Origin of the sequence: Janthinobacterium sp. TND4EL3 (assembly GCF_900156175.1) — a bacterium.
GTDB lineage: Bacteria > Pseudomonadota > Gammaproteobacteria > Burkholderiales > Burkholderiaceae_D > Janthinobacterium.
Genome location: NZ_FTMV01000001.1, coordinates 553,337 through 572,012 on the forward strand (window position 1 = coordinate 553,337; position 18,676 = coordinate 572,012).

Below are 18,676 nucleotides of genomic sequence, written 5' to 3' on the forward strand. Positions count from 1 at the left end.
AATGAACGATCAAATACACGACAACGCACACAACGACGTCCCTGACGATGAAAACGAAAAGCGCCGCAAGCTGCTGCGCTACGGCGCCATCGGCGGCGGGCTGGCCGCCTTTGCCGCCAGCTTTTCCACCACGGCCGGCCGCATGGTTGACCACGCGCTGGGCAAGGACAAACCCGTACAGCGCTTGCACGGCAATTCGCTGGCGCCCGAGTTTTCCGTCGACACGGCTACCGGCAAGCTGACGGTCAATCCGGACCAGCAGGTCAGCTACACCATGTGCATGGGCTGCACCACGTTTTGCGGCGTGCGCGTGCGCCTGGATAAAAAAAGCGGCAAGGTATTGCGCGTGGCGGGCAATCCGTACAGCCCCATGTCGGCCGACCCGGCGCTGCCCTACCAGACCCCGATACGCGACAGTTTTGTATCGCTGTCGCGCTTCCAGGAAAAGGGCTTGAAGGGCCGTTCCACCGCTTGTGGCCGCGGCAACGGCGTGCTGGAACAGATGGAGTCGCCTTTCCGCGTGCTGGCGCCCATGAAGCGCGTGGGACCGCGCGGCGGCGGCCAGTGGGAGCCGATCGCCTTCGACCAATTGGTGAAGGAAGTGACGGAAGGCGGCGACCTGTTTGGCGAGGGCCACGTGCAGGGCTTGCGCGCCTTGCGCGAGCTGGAGAAACCGATCGACCCGGCGCAGCCGGAGCTGGGCCCGCAAGTCAATCAGGTGGGCCTGATGTGCAGCACCGACGATGGCCGCCTGGCGTTCGGCACGCGCTTTTTCAAGCAGTCGTACGGCAGTTTGAACCTGGTCAATCACGGCTCGTATTGCGGCGGCGCCTACCGCAGCGGCTCGGGCGCCATGTTCGGCGACATGAAGAAAATGCCGCATGCGAAAGTGGACCTGGAAAACACGGAATTTTGCATTTTCGTCGGCACGGCGCCGGGCAATGCGGGCAACCCGTTCAAGCGGCAGGGCACGCTGATCGCGAAGGCGCGCTCGGGCAAGCGCGCATTCAGCTACGTCGTCGTCGATCCCGTGCTGACGAATGCGGACAGCCTGGCAGCGGGCGACCGCAGCCGCTGGGTACCGATCAAGCCGGGCACGGATGGCGCGCTGGCCATGGCCATGATCCGCTGGATCATCGAGCACGAACGCTATGACCGCAATTTCCTCGTGCAGCCGAACCTCAAAGTGGCGGAAGCGGCGGGCGAGGCCGCCTGGTGCAACGCCACGCATCTGATCATCAGCGAAAAGGGCCATCCGCGCGACGGCCGCTACCTGCGCGCGTCGGACATCGGCGCGGTGGAACTGGCGGAAGAGGAGCGCTACAAGGATGGCGACGCATTTTGCGTGATCGACGCGGCCACGCAAGCCATCGTGCCGCACAATGCAGCCAAGGGCGAGGCGCGCCTGTTCTTCGACGCCCCGCTGGAGGTGGCCGGCGCGCCGCTGCACCTGAAGACGGCCATGACGATGCTGAACGAAGAGGCGCAGCGCCACAGCATGGATGAGTACTCAGCGGCCTGCGGCATCCCCCGCGACGTTATCGAAGGCCTGGCGCATGAACTGACCAGCCATGGCAAGCGCGCCGCCGTCAATGCGCATGGCGGCATGATGTCGGGCGCCGGCTTTTACAACGCGTACGCGCTGGTCATGCTCAATACCCTGATCGGCAACTTGAACCGCAAGGGCGGCACCCTGGTCAACGGCGGCAGCTTCAAGGATGCGGGACCCGGTCCGCGCTACAACCTCGAAAGTTTCGACGGCGAGATCAAGGCGACGGGCATGCCGATCGGGCGCAATGTGCCGTATGAAAAAACCTCGGAATTCAAGCTGAAGAAGGAAGCGGGCAAGGCGTATCCGGCGAAGGCGCCGTGGTATCCGAACGCGCCCGCGCTGGCCACCGAATGGCTCACCAGCGCCATGAATGGCTATCCTTACACCTTGAAGGCGCTGATCCTGTGGAGCTGCAATCCCGTGTACGGCATCACGGGGCTGCGCGCGCAGATCGGCAAGGAGCTGGCCGATCCGAAGAAAATTCCCCTGATCGTCGCCATCGACCCATTCATCAATGAAAGTTCGGCGTTTGCCGACTACCTGCTGCCCGACACCTTGCTGTATGAAAGCTGGGGCTGGGCCGGCGCCTGGGGCGGCATGCCCGTCAAAATGAGCACGGCGCGCTGGCCCGTGGTCGAGCCGCGCGTGCAAAAGACGCCGGACGGCCAGACCATCTGCATGGAATCGTTCTTCCTCGCGCTGGCCAAAACGATGGCCTTGCCCGGCTTCGGCCCGGAAGCCCTGCAGGACATGGATGGCCAGCGCTTCCCATTGCAGCGCGCGGAAGACTGGTATCTGCGCGGCGGCGCCAACATCGCCTGGCAGGGCAAGACGGCCGTGCCGGAGGCGAGCGACGACGACATCGTGCTGTCCGGCGTGGCGCGCATCCGCCCCGAACTGGAGCGCACACTGAAGCCGGAAGAGTGGCGCAAGGTGGCCTTCATGCTGGCGCGGGGAGGGCGCTACCAGAGCTATGGCGAGATGTTCGGCCTGCGCCTGCCGCCGCCCGCCAACACCAAGGCGCCCGCTGCACCTGCGCCGGCCGTCGACGAGACGCCGTACCCGCAGGACTGGTCCACGCACCGCTACCTGAAACCGATGATGCTGTACAACGAGGGGCTGGGCGTGAGCAAGAATAGCCTGAGCGGCAAGCGTTTTCCCGGCACGCCCGCGTGGAGGGTGGCGGCGTTTGCCGACGGCACGCCCGTGCGCAAAACCTATCCGGCCAGCGAATGGCCGTTCGAGTTAATCAGCTTTAAGTCGGCGCTGCAGAACTCGTACAGCATCGGTGCGCGGCGCTTGCGCGGCATCCATCCGGACAACCCCGTCGCCGTGCATCCCGACGATGCGGCGCGCTTGAAGCTGGAAAATGGCGACCAGATTTATCTGGAGACGCCGGGCGGCAGGGCCAGGGCCACGGTGATGCTGCGCCACGGCGTGCAACGGGGCGTGATCGCCGTCGAACATGGTTTCGGCCACAAGGAGCACGGCGCGCGCGCCCACCGCATCGGCAAGCTGCGCCAGCCCGATGAACCGGCCATCGGCGCGGGCATCAACCTGAACGACCTGGGGCTGACGGACCCGAGCCGCGGCGACAAGAACGTATTTGTCGATCCTGTCTCGGGCACGTCGGTGCGGCAGGGGCTGCCGGCGCGCATCGTGCGGGCTTAAAGCTCTCCGCAGGCCATCAGCAGCCGGGCCACCTCGGCTGCTGAGTGCAGGCCCAGTTTTTCCATCGTGTTATGACGGTGCACCTGCACCGTCTTGTCGCTGATGCCGAGCTCGCGGGCGATGACTTTCGAGGCTTTGCCTTCGGCCATCAGCAGCGCCACTTCGCGCTCGCGCGCTGTCAGCGCCGCCAGCGCCGCCTGCGCCGTACTCGCGCTGGCGGCGCTGCGGCTTGCTTCCACGCTGCGGGCCACGGCACGCGAGACGGCGTCCAGCAGCACCTGGTCCTTGCACGGCTTTTCCAGGAAATCGCAGGCGCCTGCCTTCATCGTCTGCACGGCCATGGCCAGGTCGCCGTGGCCGCTGAGGAAAATCACGGGCAGGGAGATCGCATGGCGCGACAGCTCCTGTTGCAGTTCCAGCCCGCTCATCAGGGGCATGCGCACGTCGAGCAGCAGGCAGCCGGGCGTATGGCCTGCATAGCGGTGCAGGAAATCGCGCGCCGATTCAAACGTCTCCACTTGCCAGCCGGCCGAGTCGAACAGATAGGCCAGCGAGCGGCGCATGGCGGCGTCGTCGTCGACGACAAAGATGATCGCATCGCTTTCGTTCATGGTGTTTCCTTATCTGCTTCCATATGCGTATCTTCGGGCAGGCGGAACCAGACCGTCAAGCCTGGCGCATCGGCGTTGGCATGGGCCGACAGGCTGCCGCCGAACGACTCGATGATGCTTTTGCTGAGCGACATGCCCAGCCCCAGGCCTTCGGCCTTGGTGGTAAAGAAGGGTTCGAACAGGCGCGCCATCTGCGCTTCATCGAGGCCGCAACCGGCGTCGCGCACGGCCACCGTGCAGGCGCCGTTCTCCCGGTGCAGCAGCACGCCGATCGGGTGTTGCGGATGGTCGTTTTCCACCTGCGCGTCGAGCGCATTTTTCAATAAATTGAGCAGCACCTGCTGCACTTGCTGCGGGTCGGCCAGCACGCGCGGTGCAGCGCTGACCGCCTCGTGGCGCCAGCTGATATTGGCTTGCGGATGGGCCGCGCGGAACAGCGATACCGCTTGTTCGGCGGCGTCGGCCAGCGCGAAGGCCGTGCTGTGCGCGGGACGCTTTTGCGCCATCGCGCGGATGTGCCGGATGATGGCGCCCGCGCGCTCGCTTTGCGTGGCGATTTCCTGCGCGCCGTCGAGCAGCGGCTCCGCGTCCAGCCGGCCCGCCGCGATGCGGCGCGCCATGCCGCGCGCGAAATTGCCGATGGCCGCCAGCGGCTGGTTCAATTCGTGGGCGATGGCGCTGGCCATCTCGCCCAAAATCGCCAGGCGCGCCGTGTGGTCGAGCGTGGCCTGGCGCTGGCGCGCCTGTTCCTCCAGCGCGCGCTGCTGGTGCTGGGCCGCGCGCAATTGCTCCGTGCGCCGGCTGACCAGGTACTCCACGCGCACCGTATGCACGGCCCAGGCGACCAGCAAGGCCAGCACCAGCAGCATCCAGCCCCAGTAGCGGCGCAGGGCCGTCTCGAACGTCAGCTTGTTCAAATAGGCGTAGGGGCCGATGCGCAGTTCGCGGAACAGTTCATCGACGATCTGGTAATCGCTGGGTACCGTCCAGCTGTACCCTTCGCCGGTGCGCGGCATGGCCAGCAGCGCTTGCGCCACCTTCTTTGCCAGGGCAGGCGGCGTCTGGCGCAGGGCCACGAAGGGCCAGTCCGGATACAGCCGCGACGAGCTGGCGCAGCGAAAACCGGGAATCGGACGCGTGGTGATCACGCGCAGTTCATCGGCCCGTACTTCGCCGCGTGCCACCATCTGTTCCAGCAAACAGGTGCGCACGATGCCGGCATCCATGCGGCCCGCGCGCACGGCTTCGACGATCTGCTGCGAAGGAAAACCGCTGTAGCGCAGGCTGGCAAAATCGTGCGTGGGGTCGATGCCCGCTTCCAGCAGTTCGCGCGCGGCGATCTGGTAGCCGCCAAACGCGTCGGGCGCCACCGCCATCACGTTCTTGCCCGCCAGGTCGGCCAGGTCGTGCAGCGGCGACGCGCTGCGCACGACGATGGCCGAGCCGATGGCCTGGCGCGGCGAGTCCGTCCAAGGCGACTCCAGCGTGGCGATGCGGCTGGCGCCGTCGCTGTGTTCGAGCGCCACGTAATGGCCGCTGCTGGTGATGGCAAAGGCGATGGCCTGCGACTGCACGGCCCGTGTCAGGCCCGCCTGGTCGTAGTCGGCCAATATAAAGCGGATGCCGGGGATGCTGGCCTGCAGGTGGCGCGTCACGTAGGACCAGTCCTGCTGCACGGCGTCGGCGCCCTTGTAGGCGAGCACACCTATTCTCACCTCTGGTACTTCCGGCAGTTCGTCAGCCGCTTGAGCGCCGAGCAGACACAGCGCCGTCAGCGCGAACAGTAAAAAACGCCGCACTAGAACATGCTGCGCTGCGCCGAACGCGCATCGCCGAACAGATCCAGCAGCAGTTTCTTGATCGGTGCGGGCAGCGGCGCGTCGGCGATTTTCGCGCCGTCGTACCAGACGTGCGTGGCTTCTCCTGCCGACGCCAAACGGCGCGCCAGGGTGATGCGGCAGGGGACGATGTGCAGCTTGTAGTGGGTAAACACGTGCACGATGGGCAGCAGCCGTTCCTGGGACTCGATTTCGCCGAACGGCGCCACGGCGCGCGACAGCGCCTGCTGGTCTATTTCTCGCGGTGTGTCCTCATCGGCCAGCACGTGGCCATCGAGTTCGGGCAGCGACAGCAGGCCGCCCCAGATGCCCGAGCCGGGGCGCTGCTCCAGCAGCACCTGGCCGTCGTCGACGATGGCCAGCATGACGGCGTGTTTTTCCGGGCTGGTTTTCTTCGGCTTGCGCACCGGCAGATCCTTGGTGCGGCCGGTGGCGTAGGCCACGCAGCGCGGTTGCAGCGGGCAGCGGCCGCAATCGGGGCTGCTGCGCGTGCACAGGGTGGCGCCGAAGTCCATCAGGCCCTGCGTGTAGGCTTCGATACCTGTTTCAGGCAGCAGCGCCACGGCGCGGCGCCACATGGCTTCCTCGACCCTTTTTTCGCCGGGATAGGCGTCTATGCCGAAGGTGCGTGCGAAGACGCGCTTGACGTTGCCATCCATGATGGCCGCGCGCGTGCCGCTGGAAAACGCGGAGATCGCGGCGGCCGTCGAACGGCCGATACCGGGCAGGTCGGCCAGTAGCAGCGGGTCGCTGGGGAAGACGCCGTCATATTCGGCTACCACGCGCTGCGCGCACTTGTGCAGGTTGCGTGCCCGCGTGTAGTAACCGAGGCCGCTCCACTGCGCCATCACGTCTTCGACGGGCGCGTTAGCGAGATCCCGCAGGGTGGGGAAGCGTTCGAGGAAGCGCGCGTAGTAAGCGAGTACGGCGGTGACCTGCGTTTGCTGCAGCATGATTTCGGACAGCCAGATCAGGTAGGCGTCGCGCGTGTTTTGCCAGGGCAGCGCATGGCGGCCATGCTGCTTTTGCCAGGCGATGACGGTGGCGGAAAAAGTCGGGTCGACGTAATGTTCCAAAGGTGCCGCGCCCGTGGCGGGCGAGAGCGGATGCAGCAGACGTTTCATGCAGGGTTCCAGTGTTCTGTTGTTTGATGTGGCTCAGCTTGCACTGGCGGCGCGCAAGGCGGCCAGCAAGTGCGCCAGCTGCGCCTTGTCGCGTTCGAGCGCCGCCAGGCTTGCTTCGAAGCCGGCGATTTTCTGTTCCAGGCTGCCCGTGGCGTCGTGGATGCGCTGGATCGACGCAAAGCGCAGTTTCAGCTGTTCCTTGTATTCGACGATCTGCGCTTCGAGCGGCGCCATGATGACTTTCAGCCAGGCGCTGGCATCGTCGTTGGCGTTGGTGAAACTGCGGCGCACGCGCGAGGCGATGGTGTCGAAGAATTTTTCCATCAGCACGACCCGGCTGGTGGTGAGCAGGGTCGCCGTGCCGAACTGCTTGTGGTAGACGGCCTCGATGTCGGCGATCTCCTGGCGGTAGCGGGCCAGCGAAAACGGCATCGGCAAGGCCAGCGCCAGGCCATGTTCGGAGGCGAATTTGCGGTACATCACATTCATCATCTCGGTGATCTCGGCCGTCTTGCCTTCCGAACGGTCGAGGTTCTGGCCGATGCGCTCGAAATACTGGCGCACGGCTTCGCGCAGACCCGTGAAAAAGCGGCTGCGCTGCATGGCGGCGCGCACGTTGTCGATATCGTCGCGCACGATGTCCATGCCCAGGCTTGTGTACAGTTCCGTCGACAGGCGGGTAAACACGGCGCGCGTGGCCTGCAGCTTGAACAGGCTGCTGTCGAATTCCTTCTTCTCGATATCGACGCGCCGCATCATGTGCGCGATCACGCTCTGGTTCTTGCCCCGCAGGCTGTGCAGTTCGTGCAGCTGCTCGGCGATGCCGCGCGCGCGTGCCGCCGCCTGCACCTGTTGCGCCGCTTCGATGGCGTCCAGGTCGAACGCCAGCTGGCGCCGGATGATGTCCTTGCGCGCGGGGATCAGCTCGTCGAACAGGGCCGTCTCCAGCGCCTGCAGGCGGCTTTTTTCCAGCAGCGCCGCATCGTGGTTGATCTTGCCCACCAGGGCCTTTTGCGCCGAGACGGGGAACACCTGGCCCGCGTCCAGCGCCAGGAGGTGCGCCACGCTGGCCTGCTGGCGTTCGATCGCCTGCGCCACCTCGGCGTCGCCGCGCAATTCATCCCACATGCTGTCGATCTTGTTGAGCACCACCAGGCGTCCCGCACCGGCGCCGATATGGTTGCGCCAGACCTCGATGTCGCTGCGCGTGACGCCCGTGTCGGCCGCCAGGATGAACAGGACCGCATGCGCGTTCGGGATCAGGTTCAGGGTCAGTTCCGGCTCCGTGCCGATGGCGTTCAGGCCCGGCGTGTCGAGGATGACCAGGCCCTGTTTCAGCAGAGGATGGGGGAAGTTGATGATGGCGTGGCGCCACATGGAAATTTCCACCTGCCCGTCCTCGTCGAGCATGGCGGGAGCGTCCGCGTCGCCGGCGTCGTACAGGCCGTAGCGCGCCGCTTCTTCCGCGCTGACTTTCTTCGTCAGGCTGACCTGGCGGATGGCTTCCTGCATGTCGCCGCCCGCCTCGATATTCAGGGGCAGAACGGTCCAGGCGGCAGGCAGCTCGCGGTAGTCGCTCGTCGACAGGTTCTGCGCGCGCGTCTCGATGGGCAGCAGGCGGATCGAAGGCGGCCAGGCCGCGTCGTACAGCAGCTCGGTGGGGCACATGGTGGTACGGCCCGCGCCCGAGGGCAGGATGCGCTGGCCATAGCCGGCAAAGAAGATGGCGTTGATCAGCTCGGATTTGCCGCGCGAGAATTCCGCCACGAAGGCGACGGATAAACGGTCATCGAGCAGGCGGGAGCCACAGCGCGCCAGGCGCAGCGCGGAGGCGCCGTCGACCAGGCCCGCCGCGCTTGCGGCTTGCCGGTATGCCTGCAAGGCGGCTTGCACGTCCTGCCGCCATGCGCTGTATTGTTCCAGGTCTCTGACCATCTGGTTCCCTCTGTGAGTGTGCTTACTTTTGACAATTCACACAATAGAACGTGGAACGCTGTCCCTGCACGATTTGCCGGATCGGCGCGCCGCAGACGCGGCAGGGCTTGCCCGCGCGGTTGTACGTGAAATACGTCTGCTGGAAGTAGCCGGACTGGCCGTTTACGCCGATGAAGTCGCGCAGGGTGCTGCCGCCTTGCACGATGGCTTCGGCCAGCACGTCGCGGATCGCCTGCGCCAGTTTCTCGTAGCGGGCCAGGCCGATGCGCCGGGCCGGCGTCTTGGGGTTGATCCCCGCGCGGAACAAGCTTTCGGAGCAATAGATATTGCCCACGCCGACGACGATGTCGCCCGCCATCAGCACCTGCTTGATGTTGGTGCCCTTGTTGCGCGTTTTCTCGAACAGCAGTTGGCCCGTGAAGCCGCCTTCGAGCGGCTCCGTGCCCAGGCCGCGCAGCAGCGCGTGGCCGTCCAGCGGGCCGTCGGCATCGTCGTGCCACAACACGGCCCCGAAGCGGCGCGGGTCCGTCATGCGCAGCACCTGGCTGCTGCCGTCCGCGTCTTCCACGACGAGGTCAAAATGGTCGTGCTTTTGCGCCTCCGTTTCCGTCGGCAGCACGCGCAAATGGCCGGACATGCCCAGGTGGATGATCAGGGTGCCGTGGCGGAAGTGAATCAGCAGGTATTTGCCGCGCCGCCCCGTCAGGCCGATGGTTTGCCCCGACAATTGTTCGCCCAGGGCGGGGGGGAAGGGCCAGCGCAGGCCGTCGCGGCGCAGCACGACGGAGCGCACGGCGCGTCCTTCGAGGTGGGGCGCGACACCGCGCCGTGTGACTTCGACTTCTGGCAATTCTGGCATAGGGCTCGAATGGTTGAAAACCGGGTAAAAAACAGGCGGCTTGCCGGCCGATGGCTGGCTCTGGCAAGCCACCCCGCCACGACGTATATATTTCGTTACATACGTGAAGTACGCGATAGCCGCGTTGGGCGTAGAATCAAACTTTGCCGTTTAGCCAGGATCAGCCTTTGAAAAACGCTTTCGCCATTGTAACCTTGTCCGCCCTGATGGCCACGCATGCCATGGCGCAGACGCCTGCCGCCCCTGCCGATGCCGCAGCCAGCCCCTCTGCGTCCGCGCCCGCCGCGCCGCAGGCGTCGGATGCCGACGCGCAGGCGGACGCCAAGGACGACGGTCTGCCCAAGGTCGAATTGAGCAGCGACCTGCTGTACAAGCTGACGAAGGCTGAAATGGAATTCAAGAGCGGCCAGTGGCAGGGGCCGTACGTGACCATGATGGTGGCGGCGCAGCAGACGCGCGATCCGCGCCTGGCGCGCCGCGCCTCCGAAATGGCGCTGGCCGCCAAGCAGGGCGGCGAGGCGCTGGCGGCCATCCGCCTGTGGCGCGAGCTGGCGCCCGCCTCCGACGAGGCGACGCAGTTCTTCCTCGGTTTCGTCGTCCTGACGGACAAGATCGAGGAAGCAGAGCCGATTTTTGCCGAACGCCTGGCCAATGCGCCCGCAGGCGCGCGCGGCGTGGCCCTGTTCCAGATGCAGCAGATCCTGTCGCGGGCGAACGACAAGCTGTATGCCTATTCGATGCTCACGCGTCTGGTACAGCCTTACCTGGACATGTTCGAGGCGCACCTGGTGCTGGCGCAGGGCGCCCTGTCGATCGGCGAGCGTGACCGCGCCATCGGCGAAGCGAACAAGGCGCTGGCCATCAAGCCCAATTCCGAACTGGCCGCGCTGACCCTGGCGCAGGTGACGGGCGAGCCCGAAGCGGCAGGCAAGGTGCTGGCCGCCTTCCTGCAGAAGAATCCGGACGCCGTCGAAGTGCGGGGCGCGTATGCGCGCCTGCTGGTCGAACAGAAGCAGCTGGAAGCGGCGCGCGACCAGTTCCTGCTGCTGCTGAAAAGCGCGCCCGATAACGTGGGCGCCCTGTATGCGCTCGGCATCGTGGCGCTGCAGCTGGAAGACACCAAGGGCGCCGAACAGTATTTCAAGCGTTTCCTGGCCGTGCTGGAAAAATCGCCCGGTGACGCGCGCGACCCGTTCAAGGCCCTGATGATCTTGTCGCAGATCGCCGAAACGCGTGGCGACACGGCCGGCGCCATCGCCTGGCTGGACAAGATCGACAACCGTGAATCAAGCGGTTATTTCGATGCCCGCCTGCGCCGCGCGCAGTTGATCGCCCGTGGCGGTGATCTCGATGCGGCGCGCAAGGCCCTGACGGAAATCGACACGGACGATCCGGCCAACAAGGCGCAGGTGCTGCTGGTCGACGCGCAATTCCTGCGTGACGCCGGCTACGTGCAAAGCGCCTACACGGTGCTGGAAAACGCGCTGCTGCGTTTCCCTGACAATCCGGAACTGCTGTACGACTACGCCTTGCTGGCCGAACGCCTCGATAAACTCGATTTGATGGAGGCCAGCCTGCGCCGCGTGATGGCGCTGGCGCCCGACAACCAGCATGCATATAACGCCCTGGGCTACTCGCTGGCCGAACGCGGCATTCGCTTGCAGGAAGCCCATGCCTTGATCGAAAAAGCCTTGCAGATGGCGCCCGGCGACCCCTTCATCATGGACAGCATGGGCTGGGTGCAGTTCCGCATGGGCAACCTGGCCGCAGCGGAAGACGCGCTGCGCCGCGCCTATGCCGTGCGCAGCGACCCGGAAATCGCCGTCCACCTGGGCGAAGTGCTGTGGCAGAAGGGCGACAAGGCCGCAGCGCAAAAACTGTGGCGCGAGGCGCAAGGCAAGGACCCGAAAAACGAGGCGCTGAAAAGCACGCTGGCGCGTCTGAATGTCAGTTTGTGATTGAATCGATTAACTCAACTATAAAAAACCAGCGCCATGGCGCTGGTTTTTCCTTGTGCCCATGTCAAAAAAACTCCTTCCCCTGACTCTCGTCTGCCTGGCCCTCTCGGCCTGTTCGACCCTGACTTCCCCATTCTCGTCCGGCGCCGCGCCATCCGCTAACGCCGTCGCGCCCTACCGCGAACAGGTCGAGCTGACGGGCCGCCTGAACGTCGTCTACCAGAAGGATGACAAGCCTGAATCGGCCACCGTCAATTTCAACTGGCAGCAGACGGCGCAGCGCACGGACGTGACCCTGTATACGCCCGTCGGCAGCACCCTGGCGACGATCGCCGTCACGCCGCGCGAGGCCGTGCTGACACAGAGCGGCAAGGCGCCGCGCAGCGCGCCCGACGTCGATACCCTGAGCGCGCAGCTGCTGGGCTGGTCCTTGCCCGTGTCGGGCTTGCGCGACTGGCTGCAGGGCTACGCCGTGGGCGCCGATGGCAAGCGCTTCGTCGCTTCGCCGGCCAACGACAGCGTGACGACCAAAGACGGCTGGCGCTTGCGCTATGTGTCGTGGCAAGATGCGTCCGAGACTACCCCGGGCGCCTTGCCCCAACCGCGGCGTATCGATGCCGAACGCAATGCCAGCGCGCAGGCCGATGCCGTCTCGCTGCGCATCGTGCTCGATCCCGCCCCATCCGCACCTGCACCATGACATTGACGATCCTGAATAACTGCCCCGCACCGGCCAAGCTGAACCTCTTTTTGCACGTCAACGGCCGCCGCGCCGATGGCTATCATCTGCTGCAGACGGTGTTCCAGTTGCTCGACCATGGCGACACCTTGCATTTCGCGTTGCGCGATGACACGGCGATTGTCCGCGTGACGGAGCTGGCCGGCGTGCCGCAAGAACAGGACCTGATCATCCGCGCCGCCAAATTGCTGCAGGCGGAAGTACTGCGCCGCACGGGCGCCTTGCCGCGCGGCGTCGATATCGCCATCGACAAGGTGCTGCCCATGGGAGGCGGTCTCGGTGGCGGCTCGTCCGATGCGGCCACGGCCCTGATGGCGCTGAACCGCCTGTGGCAGGCCGGCTTGACGCGCGAGGAATTGATGGCGCTGGGTCTGCCGCTGGGCGCCGATATCCCGTTTTTCATCTTTGGTGAAAATGCCTTTGCCGAAGGCGTGGGCGAGGCCTTGCAGCCCGTCGCCACGCCGGAATGCTGGTATGTGGTGATCGAGCCGGGCGTGCAAGTGCCCACCGCTGCAATTTTTTGCGCGGAAGGCTTGACGAGAAATACCGAACCCGTCACAATAGCGGACTTTTCCAGGCACCTCGCAGAAAGAAGCAGTGCGGGCGGGTTTGGTAAAAATGATTTACAGCAAGTGGCATCCAGCCTTTTCAAGCCGGTAGCAGATGCGGTAGAATGGCTGAGTGCTTACGGTGAGGCCAGGATGACTGGTTCCGGTGCTTGTGTATTTTGTGCGCTTGGCAGTCAGGAAGAAGCGGATAAGGTGCTCAGCAATGTGCCACCAGTCTGGATCGCCTGGAAGGCAAAAGCGCTGAATCGCCATCCGATGCTCACCATGTTGTAGAGAGCAAAAAAAGATTTTGCTTAGCGTCAAAAAGTCGGTATAATACTGGCCAACATGACGGCAAGCAGTCAGTAACGTAGGGGAATCGCCAAGCTGGTTAAGGCACTGGATTTTGATTCCAGCATGCGAAGGTTCGAATCCTTCTTCCCCTGCCACCATTTCACCGTAGTCTGTCGATGCGAAGTTGGCGTCCAGTGCGGGAAAAAGCAGATATGTCGCCACGCGGCATATTCTAAACAGTGACTGACCGGGCTTATGCCCGGTTAGTGCTTTCAAGACTACTATATCACCTCTTGGGACTCCCATGGCTTACGAAAACCTGATGGTTTTTACCGGCAACGCGAATCCAGCGTTGGCAGAGGGGGTCGCAAAAAACCTCGGCATCCCTCTCGGTAAAGCAAACGTTTCGAAATTCTCCGACGGCGAAGTAATGGTCGAGATTAACGAAAACGTGCGCGGCAAGGATGTTTTTGTTTTGCAATCCACCTGTGCTCCAACCAATGACAGCTTGATGGAAATCATGCTGATGGTTGATGCCTTGAAACGTGCTTCCGCTGGCCGCATCACTGCAGCGATTCCCTACTTCGGCTACGCCCGCCAAGACCGTCGTCCACGCTCCGCGCGTGTGGCGATTTCGGCCAAGGTGGTGGCGAACATGCTGGAAGAAGCCGGTGTCGAGCGCGTCCTGATCATGGACTTGCACGCTGACCAGATTCAAGGTTTCTTCGATATCCCAGTCGACAATATCTACGCTTCGCCAATTTTGCTGGGTGACCTGCAAAAGAAAAACTACCAGGATCTGCTGGTCGTGTCGCCGGACGTCGGCGGTGTGGTACGTGCGCGCGCCCTGGCAAAACGCCTGGGCTGCGACCTGGCCATCATCGACAAGCGTCGTCCCAAAGCGAACGTGTCCGAAGTGATGAACATCATCGGTGAAGTCGAAGGCCGCAACTGCGTGATCATGGATGACATGGTCGATACGGCAGGCACCCTGACCAAGGCAGCCGAAGTGCTGAAAGAGCGCGGCGCGAAAAAAGTCGTGGCGTATTGCACGCACGCGGTGCTGTCCGGCCCGGCGATCGACCGTATTTCGGCTTCGCCACTCGATGAGCTGGTCGTGACCGATACGATTCCCCTGTCCGAAGCGGCCCTGGCCTGCGGCAAGATCCGTCAATTGACGTGCGCGCCGCTGCTGGCCGAGACGTTCAAGCGCATCATCAAGGGTGACTCCGTCATCTCGCTGTTCATCGATTAATTCGGCAAGAGCAGCAACAGACGTAATGCCTGCGGCGCGACCGGCTTTTTGCCTGTTGCGCCGCAGTGTTTTAGTTTTCGGGGTGTTTTTTACCCATTTTCGAGGATTCCTGGTCGCGGGAGTACTCATAACACAAGGTGCAAGCCTTGTTCTTCTTGGAGTTTCACATGAAAGTTATCGCATTCAAACGCGAATTGCAAGGTTCCGGAGCGAGCCGCCGCCTGCGCACTTCCGGCCAAACCCCTGGTATCGTTTACGGCGGCGCTGAAGCCCCTGTATTGATCTCGCTGGATCACAACGCCCTGTACCACGCGTTGAAAAAAGAAGTATTCCACTCGTCGATCCTGGACCTGGAAATCGACGGCGTTTCCCAGCAAGTTCTGTTGCGCGACTTCCAAGTCCACGCATACAAACAACTGGTTCTGCACGCTGACTTCCAACGCGTTGACGCTAAGCAAGCTATCCACGTGAAAGTTGCCCTGCACTTCACGAACGCTGACGTTTCCCCAGCAGTCAAACTGCACGGCGCGACCATCAGCCACGTAGCCAACGAAATCGAAGTTTCGTGCCTGCCAGGCCAACTGCCAGAATTCATCAACGTTGACCTGTCGAACATCGACGTCGGCCACTCGCTGCACGTAGGCGACCTGGTCCTGCCAGCTGGCGTGACCGCTGTCACCCACGGCGCCAACTTGACCATCGCTACCGCTTCGGTACCGGCTGGCCACGTTGCTGCTGAAGCCGAAGCTGCTGCTGCTGAAGCCGACAAGAAGTAATTTTGCCGCCGCAGCAATGCGGTAGTTGCAAGGAAAAACCCGCCAGGTTCGCCGCGCGGGTTTTTTTCTGCCTGTTTTCACCGATAATGCTTTCTTTTACCTTGCAGACACAGCCATGCCCATACGCCTGATCGTCGGCCTCGGCAACCCGGGACCCGAATACGAACAAACCCGCCACAATGCCGGCTTCTGGCTGGTGGACAATCTTGCCAACAGCTTGCCCGGCACGCGCCTGCAGCGCGATTCGCGCTATAACGCCATGCTGGCAAAAACCTCGATCGGTGGCAAGGAAGTCTGGCTGCTCGAACCGCTGACCTTCATGAACCGCTCGGGCCAGTCCGTGGGCGCGCTGGCGCGCTTTTTCAAGATTGCTGCCGATGAAGTGCTCGTCGTGCACGACGAACTCGATCTGATGCCCGGCATCGCGCGCCTGAAAAAGGGCGGCTCGGCCGGCGGCCACAATGGCTTGAAAGACATCACGGCCGCGCTGGGCACGCAGGATTACTGGCGCTTGCGCCTGGGCATCGGCCACCCGCGCACCCTGAGCCTGCAGCAGCAGGTGGCCGACTTCGTGCTGCACCGCCCGCGCCGCGAAGACCAGGAGCTGATCGAGCAAGCGATAGAAAAATCCCTGCAGGTCATGCCGCAGATCGTCGAAGGCAAGTTCGAGGCGGCGACGATGAAGCTGCATACGGCCTGATGGCGGCATGATGCGCACGCTTTGCCGCTGCTTGGCAAGCAAAGGCTTTTGAAGCGCGCCTGTCAGGGGTACAATTGACCCCTTGAAATGCAGCACACGCACTATCCCCGGAAAATGGTGAACAATTGCCCCGTTTTTCCCTAACAGCACGGCAAGCACGCCGATAGACGGCGCCATGTGCTTTGATTATTAAAGGTTTTCCATGAGTCTCCAATGCGGTATCGTCGGCTTGCCGAACGTCGGCAAGTCCACCCTGTTCAATGCACTGACGAAAGCCGGCATCCCGGCTGAAAACTATCCGTTCTGCACCATCGAGCCGAACGTCGGCGTCGTCGAAGTGCCGGATCCGCGCATGGCCGCGCTGGCCGAGATCGTCAAGCCGGAACGCATGGTCAACGCCATCGTGGAATTCGTCGACATCGCCGGCCTGGTGGCCGGTGCATCGAAGGGCGAGGGCCTGGGCAACCAGTTCCTGTCGCACATCCGCGAAACGGACGCCATCGTCAACGTCGTGCGCTGCTTCGAAGATGACAACGTCATCCACGTGGCTGGCAAGATCAACCCGCTCGACGATATCGAAGTCATCCAGACCGAACTGGCGCTGGCCGACATGGGCACCGTGGAAAAAGCGATTCATCGCGAAAACAAGAAGGCCCGCTCGGGCGACAAGGACGCGGCCAAGCTGCTGGCCATCATGGAACGCATGATGCCTTACCTGAACGACGCCAAACCCGTGCGCGCCATGGGCCTGGACGCCGACGAAATGGAACTGATCAAGCCTTTGTGCCTGATCACGGCCAAGCCGGCCATGTTCGTGGCCAACGTCTCCGACTCGGGCTTTACGAATAACCCGCTGCTGGACCAGCTGACGGCGTATGCGCAATCGCAAAACGCCCCCATCGTCGCCATCTGCGCCGCGCTGGAAGCGGAAATCGCCGACCTGGACGACGCCGACAAGGGCGCTTTCCTGGCCGACATGGGCATGGAAGAGCCTGGCCTGGACCGTCTGATCCGCGGTGCCTACAAGCTGCTGGGTCTGCAAACCTACTTCACGGCTGGCGTGAAGGAAGTGCGCGCCTGGACCATCCATGTGGGCGACACGGCGCCACAGGCGGCCGGCGTGATCCACACCGACTTCGAACGCGGCTTCATCCGCGCGCAAACCATCGCCTATGACGACTTCATCGCCTACAAGGGCGAGGCGGGCGCCAAGGAAGCGGGCAAGATGCGCGCCGAAGGCAAGGAATACGTGGTCAAGGATGGCGACGTGCTGAACTTCCTGTTCAACGTCTAAGCGCGAAGCATCGAATCACCGCATTTCACCGGATGTCAGAAATGCTAAAAAGCCCCGTAGATGCGGGGCTTTTTCATGTCTGCTCGTCTCACTCAATGTCTTTGCATCTCATCTAAAACCGGGTACGATGCCGGGTATGAAGTCGGAGGCGTGCCAAAAATTACCGGGTACGCCCCCTCATAGGAGAAAGCATGCTGAATGACCGTGAGTGCAAGAACGCCAAACGCCAGGAAAAGCCGTATAAGCTGCCCGATGGGAACGGGCTGTATCTGGAGGTCAAGCCCAACGGGGTCAAGGCCTGGCGCTACCGTTTCGAACTGCGTCAGGATGGTGTTGCCAAGGAAAGCGTGTTCGCCATCGGCACCTATGCATCGCCGCCCTCAGCCGAGTCGGCCGAGCAGGCGGCGGCCAGGCGCGCTGGCGGTGTGTTCACGCTGGCCGAAGCCAGGGACGAGCGCACGAAGGCGCGCGCGCTGGTCAAGCAGGGCATCAATCCAGCTCATAGCCGCCAACTAGACCGCATCAAGCGTGAGCAGGCGAACGCCACGACGTTTGAAGCGGTCGCTAAGGAGTGGCTGTCGCTGAAAGACTGGGAGGACGTGACGAAGAAGCGCCGGCTCGATATGCTTACGCGCGTCGTATTCCCTAAAATTGGGACACTACCTGTGGCGGCGGTGACGTCCGCGCATGTGCTCGATGTGCTGACAACCTCGGCGAAACAGAACGGGCCGACGGTGGCCGCCGAGGCGAAACGCAGCATGTCAGGTGTGTTCGAGCTGGCAATATCGACCCTGCGTGCTACGTTCGACCCGGTGCATCCGGTCCGCAAGGCGCTGCCGCCCAACAAGACGCAACACAAGCGCGCTTTGACAACAAACGAGATTGGCGCTTTGCTGCGCGCAGTTGACGGGCACGGCGGCCGGCATGAAACACTTACCGCATTCCGGCTGATGTGGTGGACGCTGTGCCGGCCCAGCGAGGCCGCAGAAGCACGTTGGGATGAGGTTGACCTGGCGGCTGCCGTCTGGCGGATACCGGCCGAGCGGATGAAAAAGCGAGAGGCCCACGCTATTCCCCTGCCAGCCCAAGCCGTTGCCGCGCTGCAGGCGCTTCACGCCATTACTGGCCATCGTGTGCACGTATTCCCAGGGCGGGACAACAGGGACGGGCCTATGGCCGTCGCCTCCTTCCGACAAATGCTGTATGCGCTGGATTGGGCCGGAAAATACAGCCCTCATGCCACCAGAACCACAGGCAGCACCAGGTTAAACGAGCTGGGCTATCGCTCGGACTGGATAGAACGTCAACTTGCACACGCCGAGCCGAACGCTGTGCGGCGCACTTACAACCACGCAGACTATATGGCTAACCGGGCTGAAATGATGCAAGCCTGGGCCAATATGCTGGATGCGTGGCAGCAAGGTGCTAATGTCTTACCGTTGCGGAAGACCGTATAACGATGCAAAGGTTTAAAGCGCCAGCATAGGTTAGCTCCCGAAAAGCCGGCTCTTCACCGGCCTGA

General features: G+C 63.3%; 14 protein-coding genes and 1 tRNA gene. 10 read left to right on the plus strand and 5 right to left on the minus strand.

Features of this window, described 5'->3' with window-relative positions:
* Position 1 precedes the first annotated feature (1 nt).
* The gene (locus tag BXA07_RS02505; protein ID WP_076565247.1) at positions 2-3,223 is read left to right on the plus strand and encodes a molybdopterin dinucleotide binding domain-containing protein; all 3,222 of its coding nucleotides are present in this window, start codon (positions 2-4) and stop codon (positions 3,221-3,223) included.
* Here BXA07_RS02505 and BXA07_RS02510 read toward each other — a convergent pair.
* From BXA07_RS02510 to mutM, 5 genes are read right to left on the minus strand one after another with little or no spacing between them, the layout of a single operon-like run.
* The gene (locus BXA07_RS02510) at positions 3,220-3,834 is read right to left on the minus strand and encodes a response regulator transcription factor (protein WP_076565249.1); all 615 of its coding nucleotides are present in this window, start codon (positions 3,832-3,834) and stop codon (positions 3,220-3,222) included. The genes BXA07_RS02505 and BXA07_RS02510 overlap by 4 nt on opposite strands.
* A complete protein-coding gene (locus BXA07_RS02515) occupies positions 3,831-5,633 on the minus strand; it encodes a sensor histidine kinase (RefSeq protein WP_083708000.1) in 1,803 nt (600 codons plus the stop codon). Before BXA07_RS02515 ends, BXA07_RS02510 begins: the two co-directional genes overlap by 4 nt.
* Entirely contained in the window at positions 5,633-6,796 is a 1,164-nt protein-coding gene (mutY, locus tag BXA07_RS02520) for an A/G-specific adenine glycosylase (protein WP_076565251.1), read from the minus strand. The genes BXA07_RS02515 and mutY overlap by 1 nt, the downstream gene beginning before the upstream one ends.
* Before the next feature lie 33 nt (positions 6,797-6,829).
* On the minus strand, positions 6,830-8,731 hold the full coding sequence (locus BXA07_RS02525; protein ID WP_076565254.1) for a dynamin family protein: 1,902 nt from the start codon (positions 8,729-8,731) through the stop codon (positions 6,830-6,832).
* Between the two features lie 22 nt (positions 8,732-8,753).
* Positions 8,754-9,590, minus strand: coding sequence for a bifunctional DNA-formamidopyrimidine glycosylase/DNA-(apurinic or apyrimidinic site) lyase (gene mutM, locus BXA07_RS02530; RefSeq protein WP_076565256.1), 837 nt, complete (start codon positions 9,588-9,590; stop codon positions 8,754-8,756).
* A gap of 167 nt (positions 9,591-9,757) precedes the next feature.
* On the opposite strand from mutM, the gene BXA07_RS02535 reads away from it, so the two are divergent.
* From BXA07_RS02535 to BXA07_RS02575, 9 genes are all read left to right on the plus strand, one after another.
* Complete coding sequence (locus BXA07_RS02535; protein ID WP_076565259.1) at positions 9,758-11,548, plus strand: tetratricopeptide repeat protein; 1,791 nt, start codon at positions 9,758-9,760, stop codon at positions 11,546-11,548.
* Positions 11,549-11,609: 61 nt separating this feature from the next.
* Entirely contained in the window at positions 11,610-12,248 is a 639-nt protein-coding gene (locus BXA07_RS02540; RefSeq protein ID WP_076565678.1) for an outer membrane lipoprotein LolB, read from the plus strand.
* Positions 12,245-13,129, plus strand: a complete 885-nt coding sequence (gene ispE, locus BXA07_RS02545) for a 4-(cytidine 5'-diphospho)-2-C-methyl-D-erythritol kinase (RefSeq protein WP_076565262.1) — start codon at positions 12,245-12,247, stop codon at positions 13,127-13,129. The genes BXA07_RS02540 and ispE overlap by 4 nt, the downstream gene beginning before the upstream one ends.
* A gap of 78 nt (positions 13,130-13,207) precedes the next feature.
* Positions 13,208-13,284 (plus strand) — tRNA-Gln (locus tag BXA07_RS02550).
* Between the two features lie 149 nt (positions 13,285-13,433).
* Complete coding sequence (locus tag BXA07_RS02555; protein WP_034753270.1) at positions 13,434-14,384, plus strand: ribose-phosphate pyrophosphokinase; 951 nt, start codon at positions 13,434-13,436, stop codon at positions 14,382-14,384.
* A 167-nt stretch (positions 14,385-14,551) separates the two neighbouring features.
* Positions 14,552-15,160: a 50S ribosomal protein L25/general stress protein Ctc gene (locus BXA07_RS02560; RefSeq protein WP_076565265.1), complete on the plus strand. Its 609-nt coding sequence runs from the start codon at positions 14,552-14,554 to the stop codon at positions 15,158-15,160.
* 115 nt (positions 15,161-15,275) lie between these two features.
* Positions 15,276-15,860, plus strand: coding sequence for an aminoacyl-tRNA hydrolase (gene pth, locus BXA07_RS02565; RefSeq protein WP_076565268.1), 585 nt, complete (start codon positions 15,276-15,278; stop codon positions 15,858-15,860).
* A gap of 202 nt (positions 15,861-16,062) precedes the next feature.
* On the plus strand, positions 16,063-17,154 hold the full coding sequence (ychF, locus tag BXA07_RS02570; RefSeq protein WP_076565271.1) for a redox-regulated ATPase YchF: 1,092 nt from the start codon (positions 16,063-16,065) through the stop codon (positions 17,152-17,154).
* Positions 17,155-17,345: 191 nt separating this feature from the next.
* Positions 17,346-18,611, plus strand: coding sequence for a tyrosine-type recombinase/integrase (locus BXA07_RS02575; RefSeq protein WP_076565274.1), 1,266 nt, complete (start codon positions 17,346-17,348; stop codon positions 18,609-18,611).
* The last annotated feature ends 65 nt before the right edge of the window (positions 18,612-18,676 follow it).